The organism is Streptomyces sp. ITFR-6, from assembly GCF_031844725.1.
Classification (GTDB): Bacteria; Actinomycetota; Actinomycetes; order Streptomycetales; family Streptomycetaceae; genus Streptomyces.
This window is the reverse complement of record NZ_CP134612.1, coordinates 7,742,640-7,764,598: the sequence shown is the minus strand read 5'-3', so window position 1 is coordinate 7,764,598 and position 21,959 is coordinate 7,742,640. Positions and strand designations below refer to the sequence as shown.

Here is a 21,959-nt window from a genome sequence, read left to right as displayed (position 1 = left end):
CCTTCCGGATGCTCGCGGTGGTTCCTCGTGACCCCCGCCGGTACCGCACGGCCGTCGTCTGCCCGGGTGCCCGGTGCCGGGGCACCTCCATCGCATGAACCGTTCGTGGAGCCCACATGACTCTCGATCACGCTCTCACCCCACCCGATATATCCGCCGAAAGGGCAAAATCCGGCCAGGCGGAAGGTGCGGTCCGGTCTCGGCCGCTCGACCTGGAGCCCGTGACGCCGGCCGCCGTCCGCGGGGTGCGGCTGCGGAACGTACCGCGGTGGCTCCGCCGTACCGCCGGGCCGCTGCTGCTGCTGGCCCTGTGGCAGGTGTTCAGCGCCACCGGCGTGCTGCATCCGGACGTGCTGGCCTCGCCCGGCACCATCGCCCGCGCGGGATGGGATCTGATCGCGGACGGGACCCTCACCTCCGCGATGGCCGTCTCCCTCCAGCGGGTGGCCGTGGGGCTGGTGCTCGGGGGCGCCGTCGGGACGGCGCTCGCGCTGATCTCGGGGCTCTCCCGGCTGGGCGAGGATCTGGTCGACGCGAGCGTCCAGATGCTGCGCACCGTTCCGTGGGTCGGGCTGATCCCGCTGTTCATCATCTGGCTGGGAATCGGTGAGGCCCCCAAGGTGGCGCTGATCGCGCTCGGGGTCGCGTTCCATCTGTATCTCAACGTGTACGCGGGAATTCGCGGCGTGGATCCCCAACTCATCGAGGCCGGGGAGTCGTTGGGTCTCGGGCGCTGGGGGCTGGTGCGGCATGTGGTGCTGCCGGGGGCGTTGCCCGGGGCCATGACGGGGCTGCGCTACTCGCTGGCGACCGCGTGGCTTGCGCTGGTGTTCGGCGAGTCGGTCAACGCCGATGCCGGAATCGGCTTCCTGATGAACCAGGCCCGGGAGTTCTTCCGTACCGACGTCATCGTCGTCTGCCTGGTGGTCTACGCCTTCCTCGGCCTCGCCGCCGATGTCATCGTCCGCATTCTCGAAAGGCTGCTGCTGCAATGGCGACCGACCTTCACGGGCCAGTGACCAACCGCTCCCCCGGCCAGTCCGGCACGTTGCCGGAAGCCGCCGTACGGGTCGAGGGGCTGTCCCGTTCCTTCGACGGCCGGGACGTCATCGACGGGCTCGATCTGACCCTGCGCGCGGGGGAGTTCACCGTGCTGCTCGGACGCAGCGGGTGCGGGAAGTCGACCCTGCTGCGGGTGCTCGCCGGCCTCGACCGGGAGATCCGGGGGACGGTGCTGGTGCCCCGGCGCCGGGCCGTCGCGTTCCAGGCGCCTCGGCTGATGCCCTGGAAGCGGGTCTGGCGCAACGTACTGCTCGGGCTGCCCGGGAAGCCTGAACGGGACGTCGCGGAGAAGGCGTTGGCGGAGGTCGGGCTCAGCGAGCGGTCCGGGGCCTGGCCGAGGACCCTCTCGGGCGGTGAGGCACAGCGCGCATCGCTCGCGCGGGCGCTGGTCCGCGAGCCCGATCTGCTGCTGCTCGACGAGCCGTTCGGCGCCCTCGACGCGCTGACCAGGATCAAGGCCCAGCAGCTGGTGGCCGAGCTCTGGCAGCGCCGGGGCTGCGCCGTACTGCTCGTCACGCACGACGTGGACGAGGCGCTGCTCCTCGCCGACCGCGCGCTGGTCATGCGGGACGGCGCCATCGCGTACGAGACACCGGTGGGCCTGGACCGGCCGCGCAACCCCGGTACCCCTGAGTTCGCCGCGCTGCGCACCCGGCTGCTCACCGAACTCGGCGTGGAGACAGTTCCCGCGCCCGCCGACGCCGCCTGAACCATCGATCCCCTGAACCTCCCCTGTCCGGACCGGAGAGAGACGATATGAATCGCCGTACCCTGCCCGCGCTCCTGCTCCCCCTTGCCCTGCTGCTCACCGCCTGCGGTGGCGCGAGCTCCGCCTCCACCGCGGGCAGCACCAACGGCAAGGGCAGCGTCACACTCAACATCGGTGACCAGAAGGGTGGTTACGAAGCCATCCTGCGCGCCTCCGGCGAGCTGGACGACCTCGACCACCGCATCAAATGGTCCACCTTCACCTCCGGCCCGCCCCTACTTGAGGCGGTCAACGCCGGGGCCGTGGACATCGGCGGAGTCGGCAACACCCCGCCGGTGTTCGCGGCGGGCGCCGGTTCCAAGGTCGTGGTGGTGGGCGCCACGCACGGTTCCTCGGCCGGTGAGGCGATCGTGGTGCCCAAGGACTCACCGCTGCGGAGTCCGGCCCAGCTCAAGGGCAGGTCGATCGCCGTGGCCCAGGGCAGCTCCGCCCACTTCCAGCTGATCAGTTCGCTGAAGAAGGCGGGGCTCAGCCTCTCGGACGTGAAGCTGAAGTACCTTCAGCCGGCCGACGCGCTGGCCGCGTTCACCCGGGGCAAGGTCGACGCCTGGGCGATCTGGGACCCGTACACCTCGCAGGTGCTGCGCGGCGGGAAGGCGCGGGTCCTGACGACGGGTGAAGGGGTCGTCAACGGTCTGGGGTTCCAGGTCGCCTCGCCCGCGGCGCTCAAGGATTCCGGGAAGTCCAAGGCCATCGGTGATCTGCTCGTCCGGCTGAACCGGGCACAGAGCTGGGTGTTCAAACACCCCGACGCGTGGGCGAAGGTCTGGGCGAAGGAGACCGGGCTGCCGTACGAGGTGGCACTGGACGCGGTGAAGCTGACGGCCGGTACCAGGGTCCCCGTCGCCATCGATCCGGCCGCGATCGCCTCCGAGCAGGAGATCGCGGACACCTTCGCGGATCTGAAACTCATCCCGCGGCGCTTCGTCTTCAAGGACTTCGTCGACACCCGCTTCAACCGCGACCTCCCCGCGTCCTCCGCGACCCCGCGCTCGTACGGAAAGGCCTCCTCATGAACGTCCACCTGCACTGGTTCCTGCCCACGGGCGGCGACGGACGCACGCTCGTCGACCGGCACGCGTACACCGACGGCGGGATCAAACGGGACCGGATCACTCCGGTCAGCGGGGTGCGCGCACCCGACATCGAATACCTGGCGCAGATCGCCAAGGCCGCAGAGCAGCTGGGGTTCGAGGCCGTGCTGACACCGACCGGGACCTGGTGCGAGGACGCCTGGCTCACGACCGTGGCGCTGGCCCAGCACACCGAGCGGCTGAAGTTCCTGGTGGCGTTCCGGCCGGGCGTGATCTCGCCGGTCCTCGCCGCGCAGATGGCCGCGACGTATCAGCGGATCACCCGGGGGCGGCTGCTCCTCAACGTCGTGACGGGCGGTGACTCCACGGAGCAGCGGAGGTTCGGTGACCATCTGGACCACGACCGGCGCTACGCGAGGACCGCGGAGTTCCTGTCGGTGGTGCGGGGCGCGTGGAGCGGCCGGCCGTTCGACTTCGACGGTGAGCACTACCAGGTGGAGGGCGGGCTGACGGCGCTGCCGCCGGATCCGCTGCCGGAGATCTTCTTCGGGGGTTCGTCGGCCGCCGCCGGGCCGGTCGCGGCCGCGCACGCCGATGTCTACCTGACCTGGGGCGAGCCGCCCGCCGACGTGAAGAAGAAGATCGACTGGATCCGGGGGCTCGCGGAGGAGCAGGGCCGCACCGTGCGGTTCGGGATCCGGCTGCACACGATCTCGCGCGACTCGTCCCGCGAGGCATGGGCGACCGCCGACCGGCTGCTGGGCGACCTCGACGCCGACACGGTCGCCGCGGCCCAGCAGGCGCTGGGGCGGAGCGAGTCCGTGGGGCAGCAGCGGATGCTGGCGCTGCACGGGGGCTCACGCGACAAGCTGGAGATCGCGCCCAATCTGTGGGCCGGCGTCGGTCTGGTACGGGGTGGTGCGGGCACCGCGCTGGTCGGCAGCCACGCCGAGGTCGCGGACCGGATCGAGGAGTACCACGCGCTGGGTGTGGAGCACTTCGTGCTCTCCGGATACCCGCATCTGGAGGAGGCGTACTGGTTCGGTGAGGGTGTGACTCCGGAGCTGGCGGCGCGTGGGCTGCTGTCGACGGTCCCGGCGTCCCCGCTCTCCGGGGTGCCCGCGGCGAACGGCCGCCCTGCCTCCGCTCCGGGTGGCGCACCGCTGCTGATCGCCGGGGGGCGCTGAGCCCCGGGACGGGCCGGGGACGGGCCCGGGAAGATCGACGCACCCCGCGTGGTTGGTAGAAGCGTGAACAACATCGGGGTGCAGTCAGTGGATGTCGTGGTGGTGGGTGCCGGGCAGGCAGGTCTGTCCGCCGCCTACCACCTGCGCCGTACCGGCCTGGAGCCGGACCGCGATTTCGTGGTGCTCGACCACGCGCCGCGCCCCGGTGGCGCCTGGCAGTTCCGCTGGCCGTCCCTGACGTACGGCAAGGTGCACGGCATGCACGCGCTGCCCGGCATGGAGCTGACCGGCGCCGATGACAGCAGGCCCTCCTCCGAGGTCATCGGTGAGTACTTCGACTCGTACGAGCACACTTTCGGCCTCCGGGTGCACCGGCCGGTGGAGGTGAGCGCGGTGCGCGAGGGCGACGGTGGGCGGCTGCTCGTGGAGACGTCCGAGGGGACGTACGTGACGCGCGCGCTGATCAACGCCACGGGGACGTGGGACCGGCCGTTCTGGCCGCGCTACCCGGGCCAGGACACCTTCCGGGGCCGTCAGCTGCACACGGCGAACTATCCGGGGCCCGCCGGGTTCGCCGGACTGCGGGTCGTCGTGGTGGGCGGCGGGGCCTCCGGTACCCAGCACCTGATGGAGATCGCCGAGGTGGCGGCGGACACCCACTGGGTGACGCGGCGGCCGCCGGTCTTCCGCGAGGGTCCGTTCGACGCGGACCGGGGACGCGCGGCGGTCGCCATGGTGGCGGACCGGGTGCGGCGCGGGCTGCCTCCGCAGAGCGTGGTCAGCGTGACCGGGCTGCCGGTCACCGACGCCGTCCGGCGTGCCCGCGAGTCGGGGGTGCTCGACCGTCTGCCGATGTTCGACCGGATCACACCGGACGGTGTCGCCTGGGACGACGGCCGCGCCGTCGAGGCGGATGTGATCCTCTGGGCGACCGGATTCCGGCCCGCCGTCGACCACCTCGCCCCGCTGAGACTGCGCGAGGCGGGTGGCGGCATCCGGGTCGAGGGGACTCAGGCGGTACGTGACGAGCGTGTCCAACTCGTCGGCTACGGTCCGTCGGCCAGCACGATCGGCGCCAACCGGGCGGGGCGGGCCGCCGTGCGGGCGGTCGGACGGCTGCTGGAGGGCACCGGGCCGGCCGCCGAACCTGCGGAGTCCGCGGCGTGAAAGGCCCCGCCGCGGAGACCCGGATGCGACTCAGCCGTCGCCGCGCCGGTTGCGGTTGAACTCCGCTACGTTGCGCTGGTGCTCCGCGTAGTCGGCGGTGAAACGGGTGTCGCCCGGCGCGACGGTGACGAAGTAGAGCCAGGGGCCCGGGGTGGGGCTGATCGCGGCGACCATCGCCTGCTCCCCCGGATTGCCGATGGGGGTGGGCGGCAGCCCCTTGCGTTCATAGCTGTTGTACGGGCTGTCGATCTTCGTGTCGCCCGTGGTGGTGTCCAGGGTGCTGCGGTTCAGCGCGTAGTTGAGCGTGGAGTCCATCTGGAGCGGCATGTCGCGCGCGAGCCGGTTGTGCACGACCCTGGCCACCTTGCCCATGTCCGGCTCGGTGTCCGCCTCCGCCTGCACGATGCTGGCGACCGTCACCGTCTGGTAGACCGTGACGCCGTTGCGCTGCGCCCCGGCCGTGATGTGGTCCGCGCCGAACCGCTTGACCGCCGTGTCCACCATGTAGCGCAGCAGGCTCTCCGGGGTGGTGCCGGAGGTGACGGGGTACGTCGCCGGGAAGAGGTAGCCCTCCGGGTTGCCCTTCGCCGCCGCTGGGAGGGGCAGGTCGGCCGTGGCGACGGCCTTCTCCGTGGTGCCGGACGGCTCATCGAGAACCTTGTTCACGGCCGCGTACACCTGGGAGGCCCGCCACCCCTCGGGGACCAGGAGGGAGCGGGTCGGCTCGTTCCCCTGTTCCCGTGTCAGCAGGGGTACGAGTACGGCGGCGGCCACCGCGAGGACGAGCACGGCGCCGATGAGCAGCACCAGCTGGCCGCGCCGGGTCGGGCGGAGCTTGCGAGGGGGCGGGGTGTCCGGGGACTCGTTCACCATGCGGGCACGCTATCCCGCACCCGTCCGCTCCTCGGGCACCTCGCCTCCGGCGACACGCGCCCGGACTCCCCGTCCATGGCTCACCCCGCGGCGAATGAGGTGAACATGTCCACGAGCGGCTGCGGTGCCCGGTCATGGAAGATCGTCTCCAGGCCCTCGGCGGACTCCTGGGCGCTCTTCGCGCTGCGCACGAAGAGGGGTTCCTCGTACGCGGCCAGCGCCGCTTCGACGTCTTCCGGGTGAGCTGCGAGCGCCAGGCCCAGATCGGCGCCGTCGATCATGGCGAGGTTGGCGCCTTCGCCGGCGAAGGGTGACATCAGGTGTGCGGCGTCACCGAGCAGGGTGACGCCCGGAGTGCGCTTCCAGTGGTGTCCGGCGGGGAGTGCGTGGATGAGGCGCGGCGTCAGCAGGCCGTCGGCGTCGGTGATCAGCCGCCGGGGACCGGGCACCCAGTCCGCGAAGAGCTGGACGCCGGCGGCCTTGGAGGCTTCGGCGTCGGTGAAGTCGATCGTCGACAGTCCGTCCTCGGCGGCGCGCAGCCCTGCGTAGACGTGAAGGCTGCCGTCGGATTCGCGGTGCGCGAGGAATCCCTTGTTGTCACCGAGCGCGAAGAACATCCCGCCGCCGATGAGCTCGGCGCACTCGGGATGGTCGGCATCGGCTTCGAAGAGGTCCATTTCCACGAAGGAGACGCCCGTGTAGGCGGCGACGGCATCGGAGAGCAGCGGACGGACACGGGACCAGGCTCCGTCCGCCCCGACCAGCAGTCCGGCCGTGAAGGAGGTGCCGTCCGCGAGCGTCACCTCGTGCGGGCCGTCGGCGGTGGGCGCGGCGCCGGTGATCCTGCTGCCCCAGCGCACGGTGGTCTCGGGCAGCGAGTCGAGCAGCAGATCGCGGAGGTCTCCCCGGTCGATCTCGGGACGGTCGCCCGAACCGTCGTCCGCCTCCTCGTGCAGCACCTGGGCGTGCTTGTCGAGGATCCGCATGGCTTCGCCGCCGGGGTGGACCTTCTCCCGGAACAGCTCGTGCAGGCCGGCGGCGCGCAGGGCCGCCTGGCCGGAATCCTCGTGGATGTCGAGCATGCCGCCCTGGGTACGGGCGCTCCGGTCGGCCTCCAGGTCGAAGACCGCCGCCTCGATCCCGTTCACGTGCAGTACGCGGGCGAGTGTGAGGCCGCCTAGGCCTGCGCCGATGATCGCGATGGGGTGGTGCGCGGTGCTCATGGTGATACCTCCGGCTCGTCGGGAATGCGGCCGCGGGATTCCCAGGGGCCGGCGCCCTCGGCGGCGACAGAACGGCGAGGGGCACACAACCACCGTGACAAACACGTTCGTAACGAACGAGTTCGTTCACATACTCGGCGTGTCCCCGGCCCGTCAGCCTGCCGCCGGGGCGAGCTGGGTGTCCCTGCGGACCAGAGCCGCATAGCGGCCGTCCTGGCCGAGCAGTTCCTCATGACTGCCGCGCTCGGCGGTCCGTCCTCCGTCCAGAACGACGATCTGGTCCGCGTCGCGCACGGTGGACAGCCGGTGCGCGATGGTGAGAGTCGTACGCCCGGCGGAGAGGGCGTCGATCGCTTCCTGCACGGCGAATTCGGTACGGGTGTCGAGGGCGCTCGTCGCCTCGTCGAGGATCAGCACCGGCGGGTCGCGCAGGATCGTGCGGGCGATGGCCAGGCGCTGCTTCTCGCCTCCGGAGAACCGGTAGCCGCGTTCACCGACCAGGGTGTCGTAGCCGTCGGGCAGCGACGCGATGTGGTCGTGGATCTGGGCCGCGCGGGCAGCAGCCTCGATCTCGTCATCGGTGGCGCCGGGCTTGGCGAAGCGCAGGTTCTCTGCGACCGAGGCGTGGAAGAGGTACGTCTCCTGGGAGACCACCCCGATGGCCCTGGCGAGGGTGTCGAAGTCCAGATCCCGTACGTCGACGCCGTCGAGCGTGACCCGTCCGCCGGTTACGTCGTACAGCCGGGGCACCAGGTAGCTGAGGGTGGACTTGCCGGAGCCGGTGGGGCCCACGACGGCCAGGCTGCCGCCGGCGGGCACGGCCACGTCGACGCCGCTGAGCGTGGGCGCGCCCTTCTCGTCGTAGCTGAAGTCGACGTTCTCGAAGCGGATCTCGCCGCGGATCTTCTCCAGCCGGACCGGGTTCTCCGGCTCGGTGATGTCGACCGTGAGGTCGAGGTACTCGAAGATCCGCTGGAAGAGCGCGAGGGACGTCTGCATCTGCACGCCGGTGGAGAGCAGGCTCACGGCGGGCCGGAACAGGCCCTGCTGGAGCGAGACGAAGGCGACGAGCGTGCCGATGGAGACGGCGGGCCCGCTGGACTGGAGGGTGATGCCCGCCGCCCAGTAGATGACGGCCGGCATGGCGGCCATGACGATGCCGATCGTCGACATCCGCCAGCGTCCGGCCATGCTGGAGCGCACTTCGAGGTCGACCAGCCGCTCGGACTCCTCGGTGAAGCCCTTGGTGAGCGAGTCGGAGCGGCCCATCGTGCGGCCGAGCAGGATGCCGCTGACGGAGAGCGATTCGGTGACGGTGGCCGCCATGGCGGCCATCTGCTTCTGCCGCTGGGTGGTGATCCTCTTGCGCTCCCGGCCGACCCGGCGGCTGATCCAGACGAAGACCGGCAGCAGGAGCAGCGAGACGATGGTCAGCCGCCAGTCGAGCGCGATCATGGCGACGACGGTGGCGATGACCGCGGTGAGGTTGGAGACCAGCGAGGTCGCCGTCGAGGTGACGGTGGCCTGCATGCCTCCGATGTCGTTGGCGATCCGGGACTGGACCTCGCCCGTGCGGGTCTTGGTGAAGAAGGCGAGCGGCATCCGCTGGAGCTGGGTGTAGACCGCGGTGCGCAGATCGTGCATCACGCGCTGGCCGACGGTGGTGGAGATGAGGGTCTGCAGCACGCCGAAGACGCTGTTCATCACGGCGGTGAGGATCATGCCGAGCGCGAGCAGCGACAGGAGGCCGGTCCGGCCCTGCGGGATGGCGGTGTCGAGGATCTCCCGCAGCAGGAACGGCGAGGCGACCGACACCAGCGACGAGGCGCCGACGAGCAGTCCGACCACCGCCAGGCGGCCGCGGTACGGATGGAAGAGACGGAGGATGCGGCGCAGCTCGGCGGGCGGCTGCTCGGCATCCGGTGGCGGGGGTGTCCACGTGGGTTCGTCGGGTTTCATGGGCTCCTTCGTCAGGCGTGCGACAGTTCAGCAGATAGGAGCATAGCTCATTGTTACCTCTACTCACAATGAACCAGGTCCTGATATTGTTCCCCCTATGGATTCCCCCGACCCCGATGGCCTGCTCGCCGAACAGCTGCTGCGGCTGACCCGCAGGCTCCAGCGCATTCAGAGCCGTCAGCTGGAGCCGGCCGGCATCACTCCCGCGCAGTTCCGGCTGCTGCGCACCGTCGCCCAGTACGACGGTGCGCCACGGATGGCGGATCTCGCGCAGCGCCTCGATGTGGTCCCGCGCGCCGTCACCACCCTGGTGGACGGCCTGGAGGCCAGCGGCCGGGTGCGCCGGGTCTCCGATCCGGACAGCCGCCGGGTGGTCCGGATCGAGATCACCGACGAGGGAATCGCCACCCTCCGCTCGCTGCGCAACGGGCGCCGGGCGGCCGCGGAGGAGATCCTGGCTCCATTGACCGCCGATCAGCGTGACGTGCTCGGCGGCCTGCTGACCGCTCTGGTCGACGGAATGCCGGAGCGCCGCTGCTGACACGGGGGCGAAGCACCCCACCGAGCCGCCGAGGGGACCTCGAATGCCGCTGCTGGAGCCGAAGCCGGAAGCCCTGAGCCCCGGGGCGATGCGCAGCCCCGCCCACGACCGGGTGCCCGAAGAGCAGGCACCGGGCACACCCGAGCCGATGCGGAGCGAGCTGACCGCCCTGCTGGGGCCCCGGAAAGTGCTGTGGAAAATCTCCGACCTGGTGCGGTACGCCTCCGATGCCAGCCCCTACCGGTTCGTGCCCCAGGTCGTGCTCGTCCCGGAGGACATCGACGACGTCTCGGCGATCCTGTCGTACGCGCACGGCAAGGGCCGCAATGTCGTCTTCCGGGCCGCGGGCACCAGCCTCAACGGCCAGGCACAGGGCGAGGACATCCTCGTCGACGTACGGCACCACTGGGCGGGCATCGAGGTCCTGGACGGCGGGGCGCGGGCCCGCATCCGGCCGGGGACGACGGTCATGCGGGCCAACGCGACCCTCGCCCGGCACGGCCGGCTGCTCGGCCCCGACCCGGCGAGCGCGATCGCCTGCACGATCGGCGGGGTCGTCGCCAACAACGCCTCCGGGATGACGGCGGGCACCAGCCGCAATTCGTACCGGACCGTGTCCTCGCTCACCTTCGTGCTGCCCGGCGGCACGGTGGTGGACACCGGCGATCCCTCGGCCGACGAGGACCTGGCGCACGCGGAACCGCAGCTCTGCGCGGGGCTCCTCGCGCTGAAGGCCGAGATCGAGGCGGATACGGAGCTCACCGCCCGGATCCGGGCCAAGTACGAGATCAAGAACACCAACGGCTACCGGCTCGACGCCTTCCTGGACGGCACGACGCCCGTGGAGATCCTGCGCGGGCTCATGGTCGGCTCAGAGGGGACCTTCGGCTTCATCTCGGAGGTCGTCTTCGACACACTGCCACTGGACCGCCGCGTCTCCACCGCGCTGCTCTTCTTCCCGTCCCTGACCGCGGCGGCGGCCGCCGTACCGCTGTTCAACGAAGCGGGCGCCATCGCCGTCGAGCTGATGGACGGGAACACCTTGCGGGCCTCCGTCAGCGTCCAGGGTGTGCCCGCCGACTGGGCCGGGCTGCCGAAGGAGACCGCGGCGCTGCTGGTGGAGTTCCGCGCGCCGGACGACGCGGGCCAGGAGGCGTACGAGCGGGCGGCGGCCGGTGTGGTGCGCCGGCTGGAGCTGGTCCGGCCCGTCACCTCTGTCACCAATGAGTTCACCCGGGACGCGAAGACCATCTCCGGCTACTGGAAGGCCCGCAAGGCCTTCGTCACCGCGGTGGGCGGCTCCCGCCCGTCCGGTACGACGCTGATCACGGAGGACTTCGCCGTACCGCCCTCCCGGCTGGCCGACGCGTGCGAGGCGTTGCTGGCGCTCCAGGCCGAGCACGGTTTCGACGCCGCCGTCGCGGGTCACGCGGCCCACGGCAACCTGCACTTCCTGCTCGCCTTCGACGCGGCGAAGCCGTCCGACGTGGACCGGTACGCCGCGTTCATGGCGGACTTCTGCCGGCTGACCGTGGAGCGGTTCGACGGATCGCTCAAGGCGGAACACGCCACCGGCCGCAATATCGCGCCCTTCCTGGAGCTGGAGTGGGGGCCGAGGGCGACCGAACTGATGTGGCGGACCAAGCAGCTCATCGACCCCGACGGTGTGCTGGCGCCCCGGATCGTCCTGGACCGCGATCCGAAGGCCCATCTGCGCGGACTGAAGACCATCCCGCGCGTCGAGCCGGTGGCCGACCCCTGCATCGAGTGCGGATTCTGCGAACCGACCTGCCCCAGCCACGACCTGACCACCTCACCGCGCCAGCGCATCGTGCTGCGCCGGGAGATGATGCGGCAGCCGGACGGCTCCCCGGTGGAGACCGGGCTCCTCGACTCCTACGGCTACGACGCCGTCGACACCTGCGCGGGCGACTCCACCTGCAAGCTCGCCTGTCCGGTCGGGATCGACACGGGCGCCATGATGAAGGGCTTCCGCCACCAGCGGCACTCCCCGCGCGAGGAGCGGACCGCCGCGCTCACGGCGAAGAACTTCCGCGCGGTGGAGGCGGCGGCCCGGCTCGCGGTCGCCGCGGCCAGCCGGATCGACGACCGGCTCCTCGAAGGCGTCACCGGTCTCGCCCGCCGGGCGGTGCGCCCCGATCTGATGCCCGCGTGGCTGCCGGAGATCCCCGGCGCCGCCGCCCGCAAGCTGCCGCCCACATCGAGGGCGGGAGCGAGCGCCGTCTACTACCCGGCCTGCGTCAACCGCATCTTCGGCGGCCCGGAGGGACAGCACCACCCGTCGCTGCCGCAGGCCGTGGTGGCCGTCTCCGCGCGGGCCGGAAAGCCGGTCTGGATCCCCGAGGATGTCGCCGGAACCTGCTGCGCGACGATCTGGCACTCCAAGGGGTACGACACGGCGAACGCCGTGATGGCCAACCGGATCGTGGAGGCCGCCTGGGGCTGGACCGCGGGCGGGAAGCTGCCGCTCGTCGTCGACGCCTCCTCCTGCACGCTGGGCATCGCCCATGAGGTGGTGCCTCATCTGACCGAGGACAACCGGGCGTTGCACCGCGAGCTGACCGTCGTCGACTCACTGGTCTGGGCCGCCGACGAGCTTCTGCCGGAGCTGACGATGCTGCGCCGGACCGGCTCCGCGGTCCTGCACCCGACGTGCTCGATGGAGCATCTGGGTGATGTGGCGCACCTGCGCGCGGTCGCGGAGGCCTGCGCCCGGGAGGTCGTCGTCCCGGACGACGCCGCGTGCTGCGGATTCGCGGGCGACCGAGGCATGCTGCACGAGGAGTTGACGGCCTCCGCGACCGCGAAGGAGGCCGCGGAGGTGAACACCCGGGAGTACGACACGTATCTCTCGGCCAACCGGATGTGCGAGATCGGCATGGACCGGGCGACGGGCCATTCGTACTACTCGGTGCTGATGGAGCTGGAGCGGGCGACCCGGCCCGGTCCCGGTCAGGCCTGAAGGGCCGCGCGGTCGCCCATGACGATGACCGGGTGCTGCTTGGGGTCGAGGGTGCGCAGCAGCTTCTCCATGGCCGCCTTCGGCAGGCTCACACAGGCCGAGGTGCCGCTGCCGTGGTCCATGTGCAGCCAGATGCTGCCGCCCTTGGTCTGCCCCTGGGGCCGCGTCGGGTCGTTGGGCGGGGTGCCCTTGACGCGGTTGTAGTCGATGGCGATGACGTAGTCGAAGTCGTGCCAGTGGGACTTGGCCCAGTAGCGCGGGGCCTGGATGGACGCCGACTGCGTGTACGGGAGCCGGGCACCCGGGTCGGGCAGTACGCCGGCCGCGTCGGTGAGGGTGAAGACACCGACCGGGCTGCGCTTGTCGTCCTCGTGGTGGTTGTCGGCCCAGCCCTTCTTCCCGTTGTGGGCCTTCCAGTCGGCGGCCTTGTCCCAGGTGGAGCCTGACTTGGTGTAGAGCACGACCGTGGAGTCCGCGGAGTTCTTGCCCTCGCCGTACACGGTGACGACCTGACGGGAGTTGCCCGGGATCTTCGACTGCCAACGGTCGCCGACGTCCGGAATGCGCTTCAGGTCGGTGGTCTGCGCCTTGTCCTTCGGCTTCCGGGCATCGGCGGACGGCGCGCCGCCCTTCTTCGCGTCCTGGTCCCCGCCGCATGACGTCAGGGTCGTGAGCAGGACTCCGCAGGCGGCCGCCGAGACCACCACTCGTACCGCACCGGCTATATGCATCCGTCCATGGTCGCATCCGGCGGCGTCCGGCCCCGCCCGCCCGTGCGGGCCACGGCGAATGCGTGCCGAATCTTTACCCCCGGCACCCCCGACCGGCATCGGTGCGCGCGGTCCCCCGTGCGTAAAAGGGTTTGCCGCGCCCATGGCCGGACGCGAGGATTGGATGGTTTGGTCCCCCCACACGCTTCTGCCCACGTGATTCTGGAGGTCCTCGCGGACCTCGGCTCCTTCCGATCTTCGGGACGTCATGCACATTCGCGATCTTCCGTACCCGAATCCCGGCGATCCCGATGTCCGGTCGGGTCCTCGCTTTCTGATCTGGCTCGGCCGCAACCAGATCCGCGGACAGCTCAAGGCCATGTCCTGGGGCCTGCTCCACCAGTGCTCCATCGCGGGGCTGCCGCTCGGCGTCGGGTTCGCCGTGCAGGCGGTCGTCGACCGGTCCGGCGGGCGGCTCGCACTGGCCGGAGGGCTGATCGCGGTGCTCGGCGCGCTGATCGCGGTGGGCGACACCATGCTGCACCGGACCGCCGTCACCAACTGGATCACCGCGGCCGCCCGGATCCAGCAACTGCTGGCCCGCAAGACCGCGGAGCTCGGCTCCGCGCTGACCCGCCGGGTCGCCGCGGGCGAGGTCGTAGCGGTGTCCACAGGTGATGTGGAGAAGATCGGCTGGTTCGTCGAGGCGCTTTCGCGGTTCGTGGCGGCCGCTGCCGCCCTGGTCATCATCTGCGTCGGCCTCGTGCTGTATCTGCCTTCGCTGGGCGTGCTCGTGGTGCTGGCCATGCCGGTGCTCGCGCTGGGCGTGCTGCCGCTCCTCCCCCGCGCCACCCGGCGCGCCGACTTCCAGCGCGAGAAGGCGGGGAAGGCCACCGAACTGGCCTCCGACACCGTGGCCGGGCTGCGGGTGCTGCGCGGTATCGGCGGCGAGGAGCTGTTCCTCGGCCGCTACCGGCAGGCCTCGCAGGAGGTACGCAGGGCCGCCGTCCGCAGTGCGCGGATGTGGTCGCTGATCTCCGCGGTCCAGGTCCTGCTGCCGGGCGTTCTGCTGATCGCGCTGGTCACATACGGTGCCGCCCTGGCCCGGGACGGGAAGATCGAGGTCGGTCAGCTGGTGACCGTGTACAGCGCGGCGACGCTGCTGCTGTTCCCGCTGCGCCACTTCGAGGAGATCGCCATGGCGTACTCCTTCTCGCGGCCGTCCGCACAGCGCGCGGTCCGGGTGCTGTCGCTGAGCCGGGTCGCCCGTCCCTCGACGCTCGACACCGCACCGGCCGGGGACCTGCACGACCCGGTCACCGGACTGCTGGCGCCCGAGGGCCTGTTCACCGCGGTGGTCTGCGGCGACCCGGACGAGGCGGGGCGGCTCGCGGACCGGCTCGGTGGCCACGCCCAGCCGGAGGTGGCGAAGGGCGGTGCCGTCGAGGGCGGGACGGCGGACCACGAGGTGCCGTCCGTGCTGCTCGGCGGAGTCCCTCTGGACGAACTGGAACTGGACGCGGCCCGGAGCGCCGTCCTGGTCCAGGACAAGGACCCGGTGCTGCTCTCCGGCACCCTGTGCGAGCTGCTGGACGTGCCCTCGTCCGGCCGGGTGACCGCCGGGGACGCGCTGTCGGCCGCCCAGTGCGACGACGTGCTGAGCGCCCTGGCGCACGCGTCCGTCGACTCCGACGGCGATCCGATGAACACCCGGATCACCGAACGCGGCCGGTCGCTCTCCGGCGGCCAGCGCCAACGGCTCGCCCTGGCCCGTTCGTTGGTGACCGACCCGGAGGCGCTGGTGCTCGACGAGCCGACCTCGGCGGTCGACTCGCACACGGAGGCGCGGGTCGCCGCGGGTATCAAGGCGCTGCGCAAGGACCGTACGACGGTGGCCTTCGCCTCTTCGCCGCTGCTGCTCGACCTGGCGGACCGGGTGGCGCTGGTCCACCGGGGCACGGTGGTGGCCGTCGGCACCCACCGTGAACTGCTGCTCGGCGAACCGCGGTACCGGGCCGTCGTCACCCGCGAGACCGACGACGAGATCCCCGCCCAGCCGGGCGGGGACGGAGAGGTCCACACGATCGGCACCCACGAGGAAATCGAGGAGAGGGCATGACCGGCCTCGCACCACCGGCCTACGACCCGGCCGCGCCCGAGTCGGCCACCACCCTGCCGGTCGGCACCCCCGCGACCGTACGGAGTCACGTCGGGGAGCTGATGCGGCGCCACCGGCGGCTGTTCATCGTGGTGACGCTGCTCAACACGGTCGCGGTGGTCGCCTCGATCGCCGGGCCCTACCTGCTGGGCGGGCTCGTAGAGGACCTGTCCGACGGGGTCACCGACCTCCATCTGGAGCGCACCGCCGCGGTGTTCGCCATCGCGCTGGTCATCCAGACCGTGGTCACCCGGATGATGCGGCTGCGCAGCGCGATGCTCGGTGAGGAGATGCTGGCCGATCTGCGCGAGGACTTCCTCGTGCGCTCCGTCCGGCTGCCGCCGGGCGTGCTGGAGCGGGCCGGGACGGGTGATCTGCTCTCGCGGATCACCACGGACATCGACCGGCTCGCCAACGCCATGCGCGAGGCGGTACCGCAGCTGGCCATCGGTGTGGTGTGGGCGGGTCTGCTGCTGGCCGCGCTCGCGGTCACCGCTCCCCCGCTGGCGCTCTCGGTGCTCGTCGCGCTGCCGGTGCTGATCATCGGCTGCCGCTGGTACTTCCGCCGGGCGCCGTCCGCGTACCGCTCGGAGGCCGCCGGTTACGCGGCGGTCGCGGCCATGCTCGCGGAGACGGTGGACGCCGGGCGGACCGTGGAGGCGCACCGGCTGGGTGCGCGCCGGGTCGCGCTGTCGGACCAGCGGGTCCGGGAGTGGACGGCATGGGAACGGTACACATTGTTCCTGCGGTCCGTGCTCTTTCCCGTCATCAACGTCACGTATGTGACGATCCTGGGCGCGGTCCTGATGCTCGGGGGCTGGTTCGTGATCGAGGGCTGGCTCACGGTGGGGCAGCTGACGACGGGCGCCCTGCTCGCCCAGATGATGGTCGACCCGATCGGCCTGATCCTGCGCTGGTACGACGAGTTGCAGGTCGCCCAGGTGTCACTGGCGCGCCTGGTGGGGGTCCGCGAGATCGAGCCGGACGCGGGCGACGCGTCGGTGGCCCCGGACGGCCGGGACGTGCGCGCCGACGAGGTGCGCTTCGGTTACCGGGCCGGGCTCGACGTCCTGCACAAGGTGTCGCTGGACGTCGCTCCGGGCACCCGGCTGGCGCTCGTCGGCCCGTCCGGTGCGGGCAAGTCGACGCTGGGGCGGCTGCTGGCCGGTATCTACGCGCCGCGCACGGGTGAGGTCTCGCTGGGCGGTGCGCAGTTGTCGCGGATGACCGCGGAGCACGTGCGTACGCATGTCGCACTGGTGAACCAGGAGCACCATGTGTTCGTGGGGACCCTGCGGGACAACCTGTTGCTGGCCCGTGCCGGTGCGAAGGACGCGGAGCTGTGGGCGTCGCTGGCCGCGGTGGACGCGGACGGCTGGGCCAGGGCCCTGGACGAGGGGCTGGACCGTGAGGTCGGCTCGGGCGGTCTGGTGCTCACTCCCGCACAGGCGCAGCAGATCGCGCTGGCCCGACTGGTGCTGGCCGATCCGCACACGCTGGTGCTGGACGAGGCGACGTCGCTGCTGGACCCGCGCGCGGCCCGTCATCTGGAGCGCTCGCTGGCCCGGGTGCTGGACGGCCGTACGGTCGTGGCCATCGCGCACCGGCTGCACACGGCGCACGACGCGGATGTGATCGCGGTCGTCGAGGAGGGCCGGATCAGCGAGCTGGGCAGCCATGACGAGCTGGTGGCGGCGGACGGCGCCTACGCGGCGCTGTGGCGGTCCTGGCACGGCTGAGCTGGGAGGTCCCCCGGATCCACCGGCCATCCGGGGATCGTTAATGTCGGTACATGACAGATTCCTATGCGGATCCGGGAACGCCCGACTGTCGCAGCGCACTGCGCTACCTGTGGTGGCTGGTCACCAGCCAGCGCCACCGGATCGCCGCCGGTGCGCTGCTCGGCAGTGCCTGGATGGTCTGTCTGACGCTGCCGCCGTACCTCCTGTCGCGCGCCATCGACGACGGGCTCGAACCGGGGCGGTGGTCCGCGCTGGCGGGCTGGGTCGCTGCGTTGCTGGGTGTCGGGGTGCTCAACGCGTGGCTGGCGATCATGCGGCACCGCACGATGACCAGGGTGCGCATGGACGCCGCGTTCCGGTCCGTGGCGGTCGTGGTCAGGCAGGCGACCGTGCTGGGTGCGGAGCTGCCGCGCCGGGTCACGGGCGGGGAGGTCGTCACGATCGGGTTCCGCGATGTCGCCGTGATGGCCGCGACGCTGACCATCACCGGCCCCGGGGTCGGCGCGGTCCTCGCCTATGTCGTGGTGGCCGTGCTCCTGCTGACCGTCTCGCCGCTGCTCGCGGTGGTGGTGCTGCTCGGCGTGCCGCTGCTCGCGGTGCTGGCCGGCCCGCTGCTGTGGCGGCTGCAGGGCGTCGAGGCGGCGTACCGGGAGCAGGAGGGCACGCTCGCCGCCCGTTTCGAGGACATCGTCGGGGGCCTGCGCGTCCTCAACGGGATCGGCGGCAAGGAGGTGTACGGCGAGCGTTACCGGCGGGGTTCGCGGGAGCTGACGGCGGAGGGGTACCGGGTCGGTACGGTGACCAGCTGGATCCAGGCCCTCGGTGTCGGGCTGCCGACCCTGTTCCTCGGCGTCGTGACCTGGCTGGCGGCCCGGATGGCCGCTCAGGGGACCCTCACCGTGGGCGAGCTGGTCGCGGTGTACGGGTACACGGCGGTGCTGGTGGTGCCCGTCTCGTTCTTCATCGAGGGCGGCTACTCCCTCAGCCGGGGGCTGGTCGCCGCCCGCAGGATCATCCGGTTCCTGGCTCTGGAGCCCGCTTCCCCGGGCACGGAGGCCACCTCGGACGGGCCCTCCGAGCCGTCCGCGCTGCGTGATCCGGAATCCGGCGTCGAGGTGGAGCCGGGCAGGTTGACCGCGCTCGTCAGCGCCCGCCCTTCGGACTCGGCGGCGGTGGTCGACCGTCTCGGCCGGTTCGCGGAGTCGGCCGCGACCTGGGGCGGGATCCGCCTCGACGAGATCGACCTGACGCGGGTCCGCCGCCGGATCCTGGTGGCGGACAACGAGGCCGATCTGTTCGCCGGACCGCTGCGCGAGGTGATCTGCGGCGCGCGGGACCGGGACGAGGAGGCCATCGGCCGCAGCGTCCGCGCGGCCATGGCGCAGGACATCGTGCGCGGTCTGCCGGACGGGCTCGACTCGCCGGTCGACGCACAGGGCCGCAACCTCTCCGGGGGACAGCGCCAGCGCGTCCGGCTGGTCCGGGCCCTGCTGGCCGATCCCGAGGTGCTCCTGGCGGTCGAGCCCACCTCTGCGGTCGACGCCCACACCGAGGCGGCCGTCGCGGCGCGGCTGCACACCGCGCGGTCCGGCCGCACCACGGTCGTCACCAGCACGTCGCCGCTCCTGCTGGACCGGGCGGACACCGTGTACTACCTGGTCGACGGCTCCGTCGCGGCGGTCGGAAGCCATCGCGAGCTCCTGGACGGGCAGCCCGGATACCGCGGGCTGGTGTCCCGCGGCGCGGACGACGACGCCCCCGGCACAACCGTCCCGGCGTCCCGGGAGGCCGGGCGATGACGGCCGGCTCCGGGACGGCGGACCGGGCCCTGCCCGTCGCCGGACCACGCCTGGTCCGCCTGGCCGCGCTCCGGCTGATCCGGCTGGACGGCCGCGCCTTCGCCGCCATGACCGCGCTCAACGCCCTCGCCGCGGCTGCCGGGCTCGTCGGCCCGTGGCTGCTCGGGCGCATCATCGACGAGGTCCGGGCGGGCGGCGGGGTGGCCGAGGTGGACCGCCTCGCGCTGACCATCCTCGTCTTCGCCGTGGCGCAGCTGCTGCTGGTCCGCTACGCCGGGCTCGTCGCGCACCGCTTCGGTGAACGGACCCTGGCCCGTATCCGGGAACAGTTCGCCGAACGGGCGCTCGCACTGCCCGCCACGGCCGTCGAGCGGGCCGGCACCGGAGACCTGATGACTCGCGGCACCACGGATGTCGCCGCGGTCGGCGCCACCCTCCGGAACTCCGGTCCTGAGGTCCTCGTCGCGGGGGTCCAGGCGCTGTTCATCCTCGGCGCGGTCTTCGTCCTCGATCCGCTGCTCGGCGCCTGCGGGGTGCTGGGCCTGCTCGGCATCCGGTTCGCCGCCCGCTGGTACCTGCGCCGGGCGCTCACCGCGTACCTGGCGGAGGGAGCCGCCAACTCGGAGCTCGCGGAGCAGCTCGCCGCCACCGCCGCGGGCGCCCGCACCGTCGAGGCCCTGGGGCTTCAGCGGCGCCGGATCGCGGAATGCCGGGAGAGCACCGAGAAGTGCCGGCGCACCCGGACCCGGACGCTGTTCCTGCGCAGTGTGCTCTTCCCTGCAGTGGACATCTCCTACGTCATCCCGGTGGCCGGTGTCCTGCTGATCGGCGGCGTACTGCACGACCACGGGGCGATGAGCCTCGGCGCGGTCGTCGCCTCCGCGCTGTACCTGCGTCAGCTGTCCCAGCCCCTGGACGTCATCCTCCAGCAGATGGAGCAGCTCCAGAGCAGCGGCGCCTCGTTCGCGCGGGTGGAGGGGATCGGCACGGCGGCACAGGCCCTGTCGGCCGTCCCTCCCGCACCGGCTGCCTCTCCCGCGCCGGTCCACGACGTGATCGAGGTGGCCGGGGCGCGCTACGCCTACGACGACGGGGACGACGTCCTGCACGGGGTCGACCTGACGGTCAGGCCCGGCGAGCGACTGGTGATCGTCGGCCCCTCCGGCGCGGGCAAGACCACCCTGGGCAGACTCCTGGCGGGCATGGACGCACCGCACACCGGCTCGGTGACGGTGGGCCGGGTCCCGGTGGCCGGTCTGGACCCCGGCCGGCTGCGCCGGCACGTCGTCCTGGTCACCCAGGAGCACCACGTGTTCCTGGGCACGGTCCGGGAGAACCTGCGGATCGCCGCGGCCGACGCCACCGACGCGGAGCTGCGCGCGGCGCTCGCCGCCGTCGGCGCCGAGTGGGCCGAGGAGCTGCCGGACGGCCTGGACACCGATCTGGGCCACGGCGGGCACCGGCCGGACGGGGCCAGGGCGCAGCAGCTCGCCCTGGCGCGGGTGGTACTGGCCGACCCGCACACACTGATCCTCGACGAGGCCACCGCGCTGCTGGACCCGAGGACGGCCCGGCACACGGAGCGCGCGCTGGCCGCCGTGCTGGAGGGCCGGACGGTCGTGGCCATCGCGCACCGGCTGCAGTCGGCCCACGACGCGGACCGGGTGGCGGTGATGGAGGACGGCCGGATCACCGAGCTCGGCACCCACGACGATCTCGTCGCGGCCGGCGGCGCGTACGCCGCGCTCTGGCGTTCGTGGCACGGCGGGCGGCCGCCCTCGTCCTGAAACGGACGGTGGTCAGCCGCCCGCGCCGGCCCGGAATTCGGTGACCCACCGCGACGTGGCCCCGATCCCGCCGAAGGTGTAGAAGTGCAGCTTGAGGACGCCGTGGCGGCGGGCGTCGTACCCCTCGGCCAGGGCACGGATGAAGCGGTCGGGGCCGGCCGTGCCCATCAGGTTGGTGAGCGAGAATCCGTACTTCTTCGCGATGGACGTGCTCGTGCCGACGCCGAAGCGCGTGGCGTACGTCATCAGCCGCTTGATTCCGGCGGGGCCCGGGATCCCGACGCGCACGGGTGCGTCGATGCCCCGTTTCCGTACCGCCTCGACCCAGGCGAGGACCGGGTCGGCGTCGAAGCCGAACTGGGTGATGACGTCGCCGGACAGGCCCTGACCGGCGAGGGCGGTGGTCTTGTCCTCGATCGCGGACCAGAGCGCCGGGCCCTCGATGGCCGGGTGCCCCTCCGGGTATCCGCCGATGCCGACGTGCCGTACGCCGTACGACTGGAGCAGCCCGGACCTGATGAGCGCGAGGGAGTCGTCGTACGGGCCGTGGGGTTCGGCCGGGTCGCCGCCGATGACCAGGACGTTGTCCCCCGTGCCGTCGGAGCGGAGGGCGGCGAGGAGCTCTTCCAGTTCCGGCCGGGAGCGCAGCCGGCGGGCCGATATGTGGGGAACCGGGGTGCAGCCGAGCCGCCGGACGGTACGGGCCGCGGCCAGCCTGGTGTCCAGGTCCTCCGTGCCGAGGAAGGTGATGTTGATCCGGGTGCCGGCCGGGATGAGGTCGCGGGCCGCTTCGAGCCCGGGGATGTCCTTGCCGGTCATCTCCAGGGAGAAGTCGTCGAGCAGCGGGGCGACGGCCGGGGCGGTGGCCGTGGAGAGGGAATCCATCGTGCTCCTCGTTCGTGCGGTTCTCCCTTGCCCCAATTCTGCCCGTAGCGGCTGACACACCGCCGGGAGCCCCCCGGTGG

General features: G+C 71.9%; 16 protein-coding genes. 11 read left to right on the top strand and 5 right to left on the bottom strand.

Going from position 1 to position 21,959, the window contains the following annotated elements; translation table 11 throughout:
- Window positions 1–116: 116 nt before the first annotated feature.
- From RLT59_RS35215 to RLT59_RS35195, 5 genes are all read left to right on the top strand, one after another.
- On the top strand, window positions 117–1,019 hold the full coding sequence (locus RLT59_RS35215) for an ABC transporter permease (protein WP_311307141.1): 903 nt from the start codon (window positions 117–119) through the stop codon (window positions 1,017–1,019).
- Window positions 992–1,771, top strand: coding sequence for an ABC transporter ATP-binding protein (locus RLT59_RS35210; RefSeq protein ID WP_311307140.1), 780 nt, complete (start codon window positions 992–994; stop codon window positions 1,769–1,771). Before RLT59_RS35215 ends, RLT59_RS35210 begins: the two co-directional genes overlap by 28 nt.
- A gap of 47 nt (window positions 1,772–1,818) precedes the next feature.
- Entirely contained in the window at window positions 1,819–2,847 is a 1,029-nt protein-coding gene (locus RLT59_RS35205; RefSeq protein WP_311307139.1) for an ABC transporter substrate-binding protein, read from the top strand.
- Window positions 2,844–4,052, top strand: coding sequence for an LLM class flavin-dependent oxidoreductase (locus tag RLT59_RS35200; protein WP_311307138.1), 1,209 nt, complete (start codon window positions 2,844–2,846; stop codon window positions 4,050–4,052). The genes RLT59_RS35205 and RLT59_RS35200 overlap by 4 nt, the downstream gene beginning before the upstream one ends.
- 78 nt (window positions 4,053–4,130) lie before the next feature.
- Window positions 4,131–5,219, top strand: a complete 1,089-nt coding sequence (locus RLT59_RS35195) for an NAD(P)-binding domain-containing protein (protein WP_311307963.1) — start codon at window positions 4,131–4,133, stop codon at window positions 5,217–5,219.
- A 30-nt stretch (window positions 5,220–5,249) separates the two neighbouring features.
- On the opposite strand, the gene mltG is transcribed toward RLT59_RS35195, so the two are convergent.
- From mltG to RLT59_RS35180, 3 genes are all read right to left on the bottom strand, one after another.
- Complete coding sequence (gene mltG, locus RLT59_RS35190) at window positions 5,250–6,092, bottom strand: endolytic transglycosylase MltG (protein WP_311307137.1); 843 nt, start codon at window positions 6,090–6,092, stop codon at window positions 5,250–5,252.
- Window positions 6,093–6,172: 80 nt separating this feature from the next.
- Window positions 6,173–7,315 (bottom strand): FAD-dependent oxidoreductase, encoded by a 1,143-nt coding sequence (locus RLT59_RS35185; protein WP_311307136.1) that lies wholly within the window; start codon window positions 7,313–7,315, stop codon window positions 6,173–6,175.
- 153 nt (window positions 7,316–7,468) lie between these two features.
- Window positions 7,469–9,274: an ABC transporter ATP-binding protein gene (locus tag RLT59_RS35180; protein ID WP_311307135.1), complete on the bottom strand. Its 1,806-nt coding sequence runs from the start codon at window positions 9,272–9,274 to the stop codon at window positions 7,469–7,471.
- Window positions 9,275–9,371: 97 nt separating this feature from the next.
- Here RLT59_RS35180 and RLT59_RS35175 point away from each other — a divergent pair, with 97 nt between their 5' ends.
- A complete protein-coding gene (locus RLT59_RS35175) occupies window positions 9,372–9,815 on the top strand; it encodes a MarR family winged helix-turn-helix transcriptional regulator (protein ID WP_311307134.1) in 444 nt (147 codons plus the stop codon).
- Window positions 9,816–9,858: 43 nt separating this feature from the next.
- Entirely contained in the window at window positions 9,859–12,798 is a 2,940-nt protein-coding gene (locus RLT59_RS35170; protein WP_311307133.1) for an FAD-binding and (Fe-S)-binding domain-containing protein, read from the top strand.
- Here RLT59_RS35170 and RLT59_RS35165 read toward each other — a convergent pair.
- The gene (locus RLT59_RS35165; RefSeq protein WP_399126630.1) at window positions 12,789–13,529 is read right to left on the bottom strand and encodes a L,D-transpeptidase family protein; all 741 of its coding nucleotides are present in this window, start codon (window positions 13,527–13,529) and stop codon (window positions 12,789–12,791) included. The two genes, RLT59_RS35170 and RLT59_RS35165, sit on opposite strands and share 10 nt — an antisense overlap.
- Window positions 13,530–13,776: 247 nt before the next feature.
- Here RLT59_RS35165 and RLT59_RS35160 point away from each other — a divergent pair, with 247 nt between their 5' ends.
- Genes RLT59_RS35160 through RLT59_RS35145 form a run of 4 tightly spaced genes read left to right on the top strand, consistent with a single transcriptional unit; the run spans window position 13,777 to window position 20,994 of the window.
- A complete protein-coding gene (locus tag RLT59_RS35160) occupies window positions 13,777–15,627 on the top strand; it encodes an ABC transporter transmembrane domain-containing protein (RefSeq protein WP_311307132.1) in 1,851 nt (616 codons plus the stop codon).
- Entirely contained in the window at window positions 15,624–17,405 is a 1,782-nt protein-coding gene (locus tag RLT59_RS35155; protein ID WP_311307131.1) for an ABC transporter ATP-binding protein, read from the top strand. Before RLT59_RS35160 ends, RLT59_RS35155 begins: the two co-directional genes overlap by 4 nt.
- A gap of 53 nt (window positions 17,406–17,458) precedes the next feature.
- Entirely contained in the window at window positions 17,459–19,207 is a 1,749-nt protein-coding gene (locus tag RLT59_RS35150) for an ABC transporter transmembrane domain-containing protein (protein ID WP_073736166.1), read from the top strand.
- Window positions 19,204–20,994: an ABC transporter ATP-binding protein gene (locus RLT59_RS35145; RefSeq protein WP_073736167.1), complete on the top strand. Its 1,791-nt coding sequence runs from the start codon at window positions 19,204–19,206 to the stop codon at window positions 20,992–20,994. The genes RLT59_RS35150 and RLT59_RS35145 overlap by 4 nt, the downstream gene beginning before the upstream one ends.
- A gap of 12 nt (window positions 20,995–21,006) precedes the next feature.
- On the opposite strand, the gene RLT59_RS35140 is transcribed toward RLT59_RS35145, so the two are convergent.
- Window positions 21,007–21,879 carry a methylenetetrahydrofolate reductase gene (locus RLT59_RS35140; protein WP_311307130.1) on the bottom strand — a complete coding sequence of 291 codons (873 nt, stop codon included), beginning with the start codon at window positions 21,877–21,879 and terminating at the stop codon, window positions 21,007–21,009.
- Window positions 21,880–21,959 lie beyond the last annotated feature (80 nt).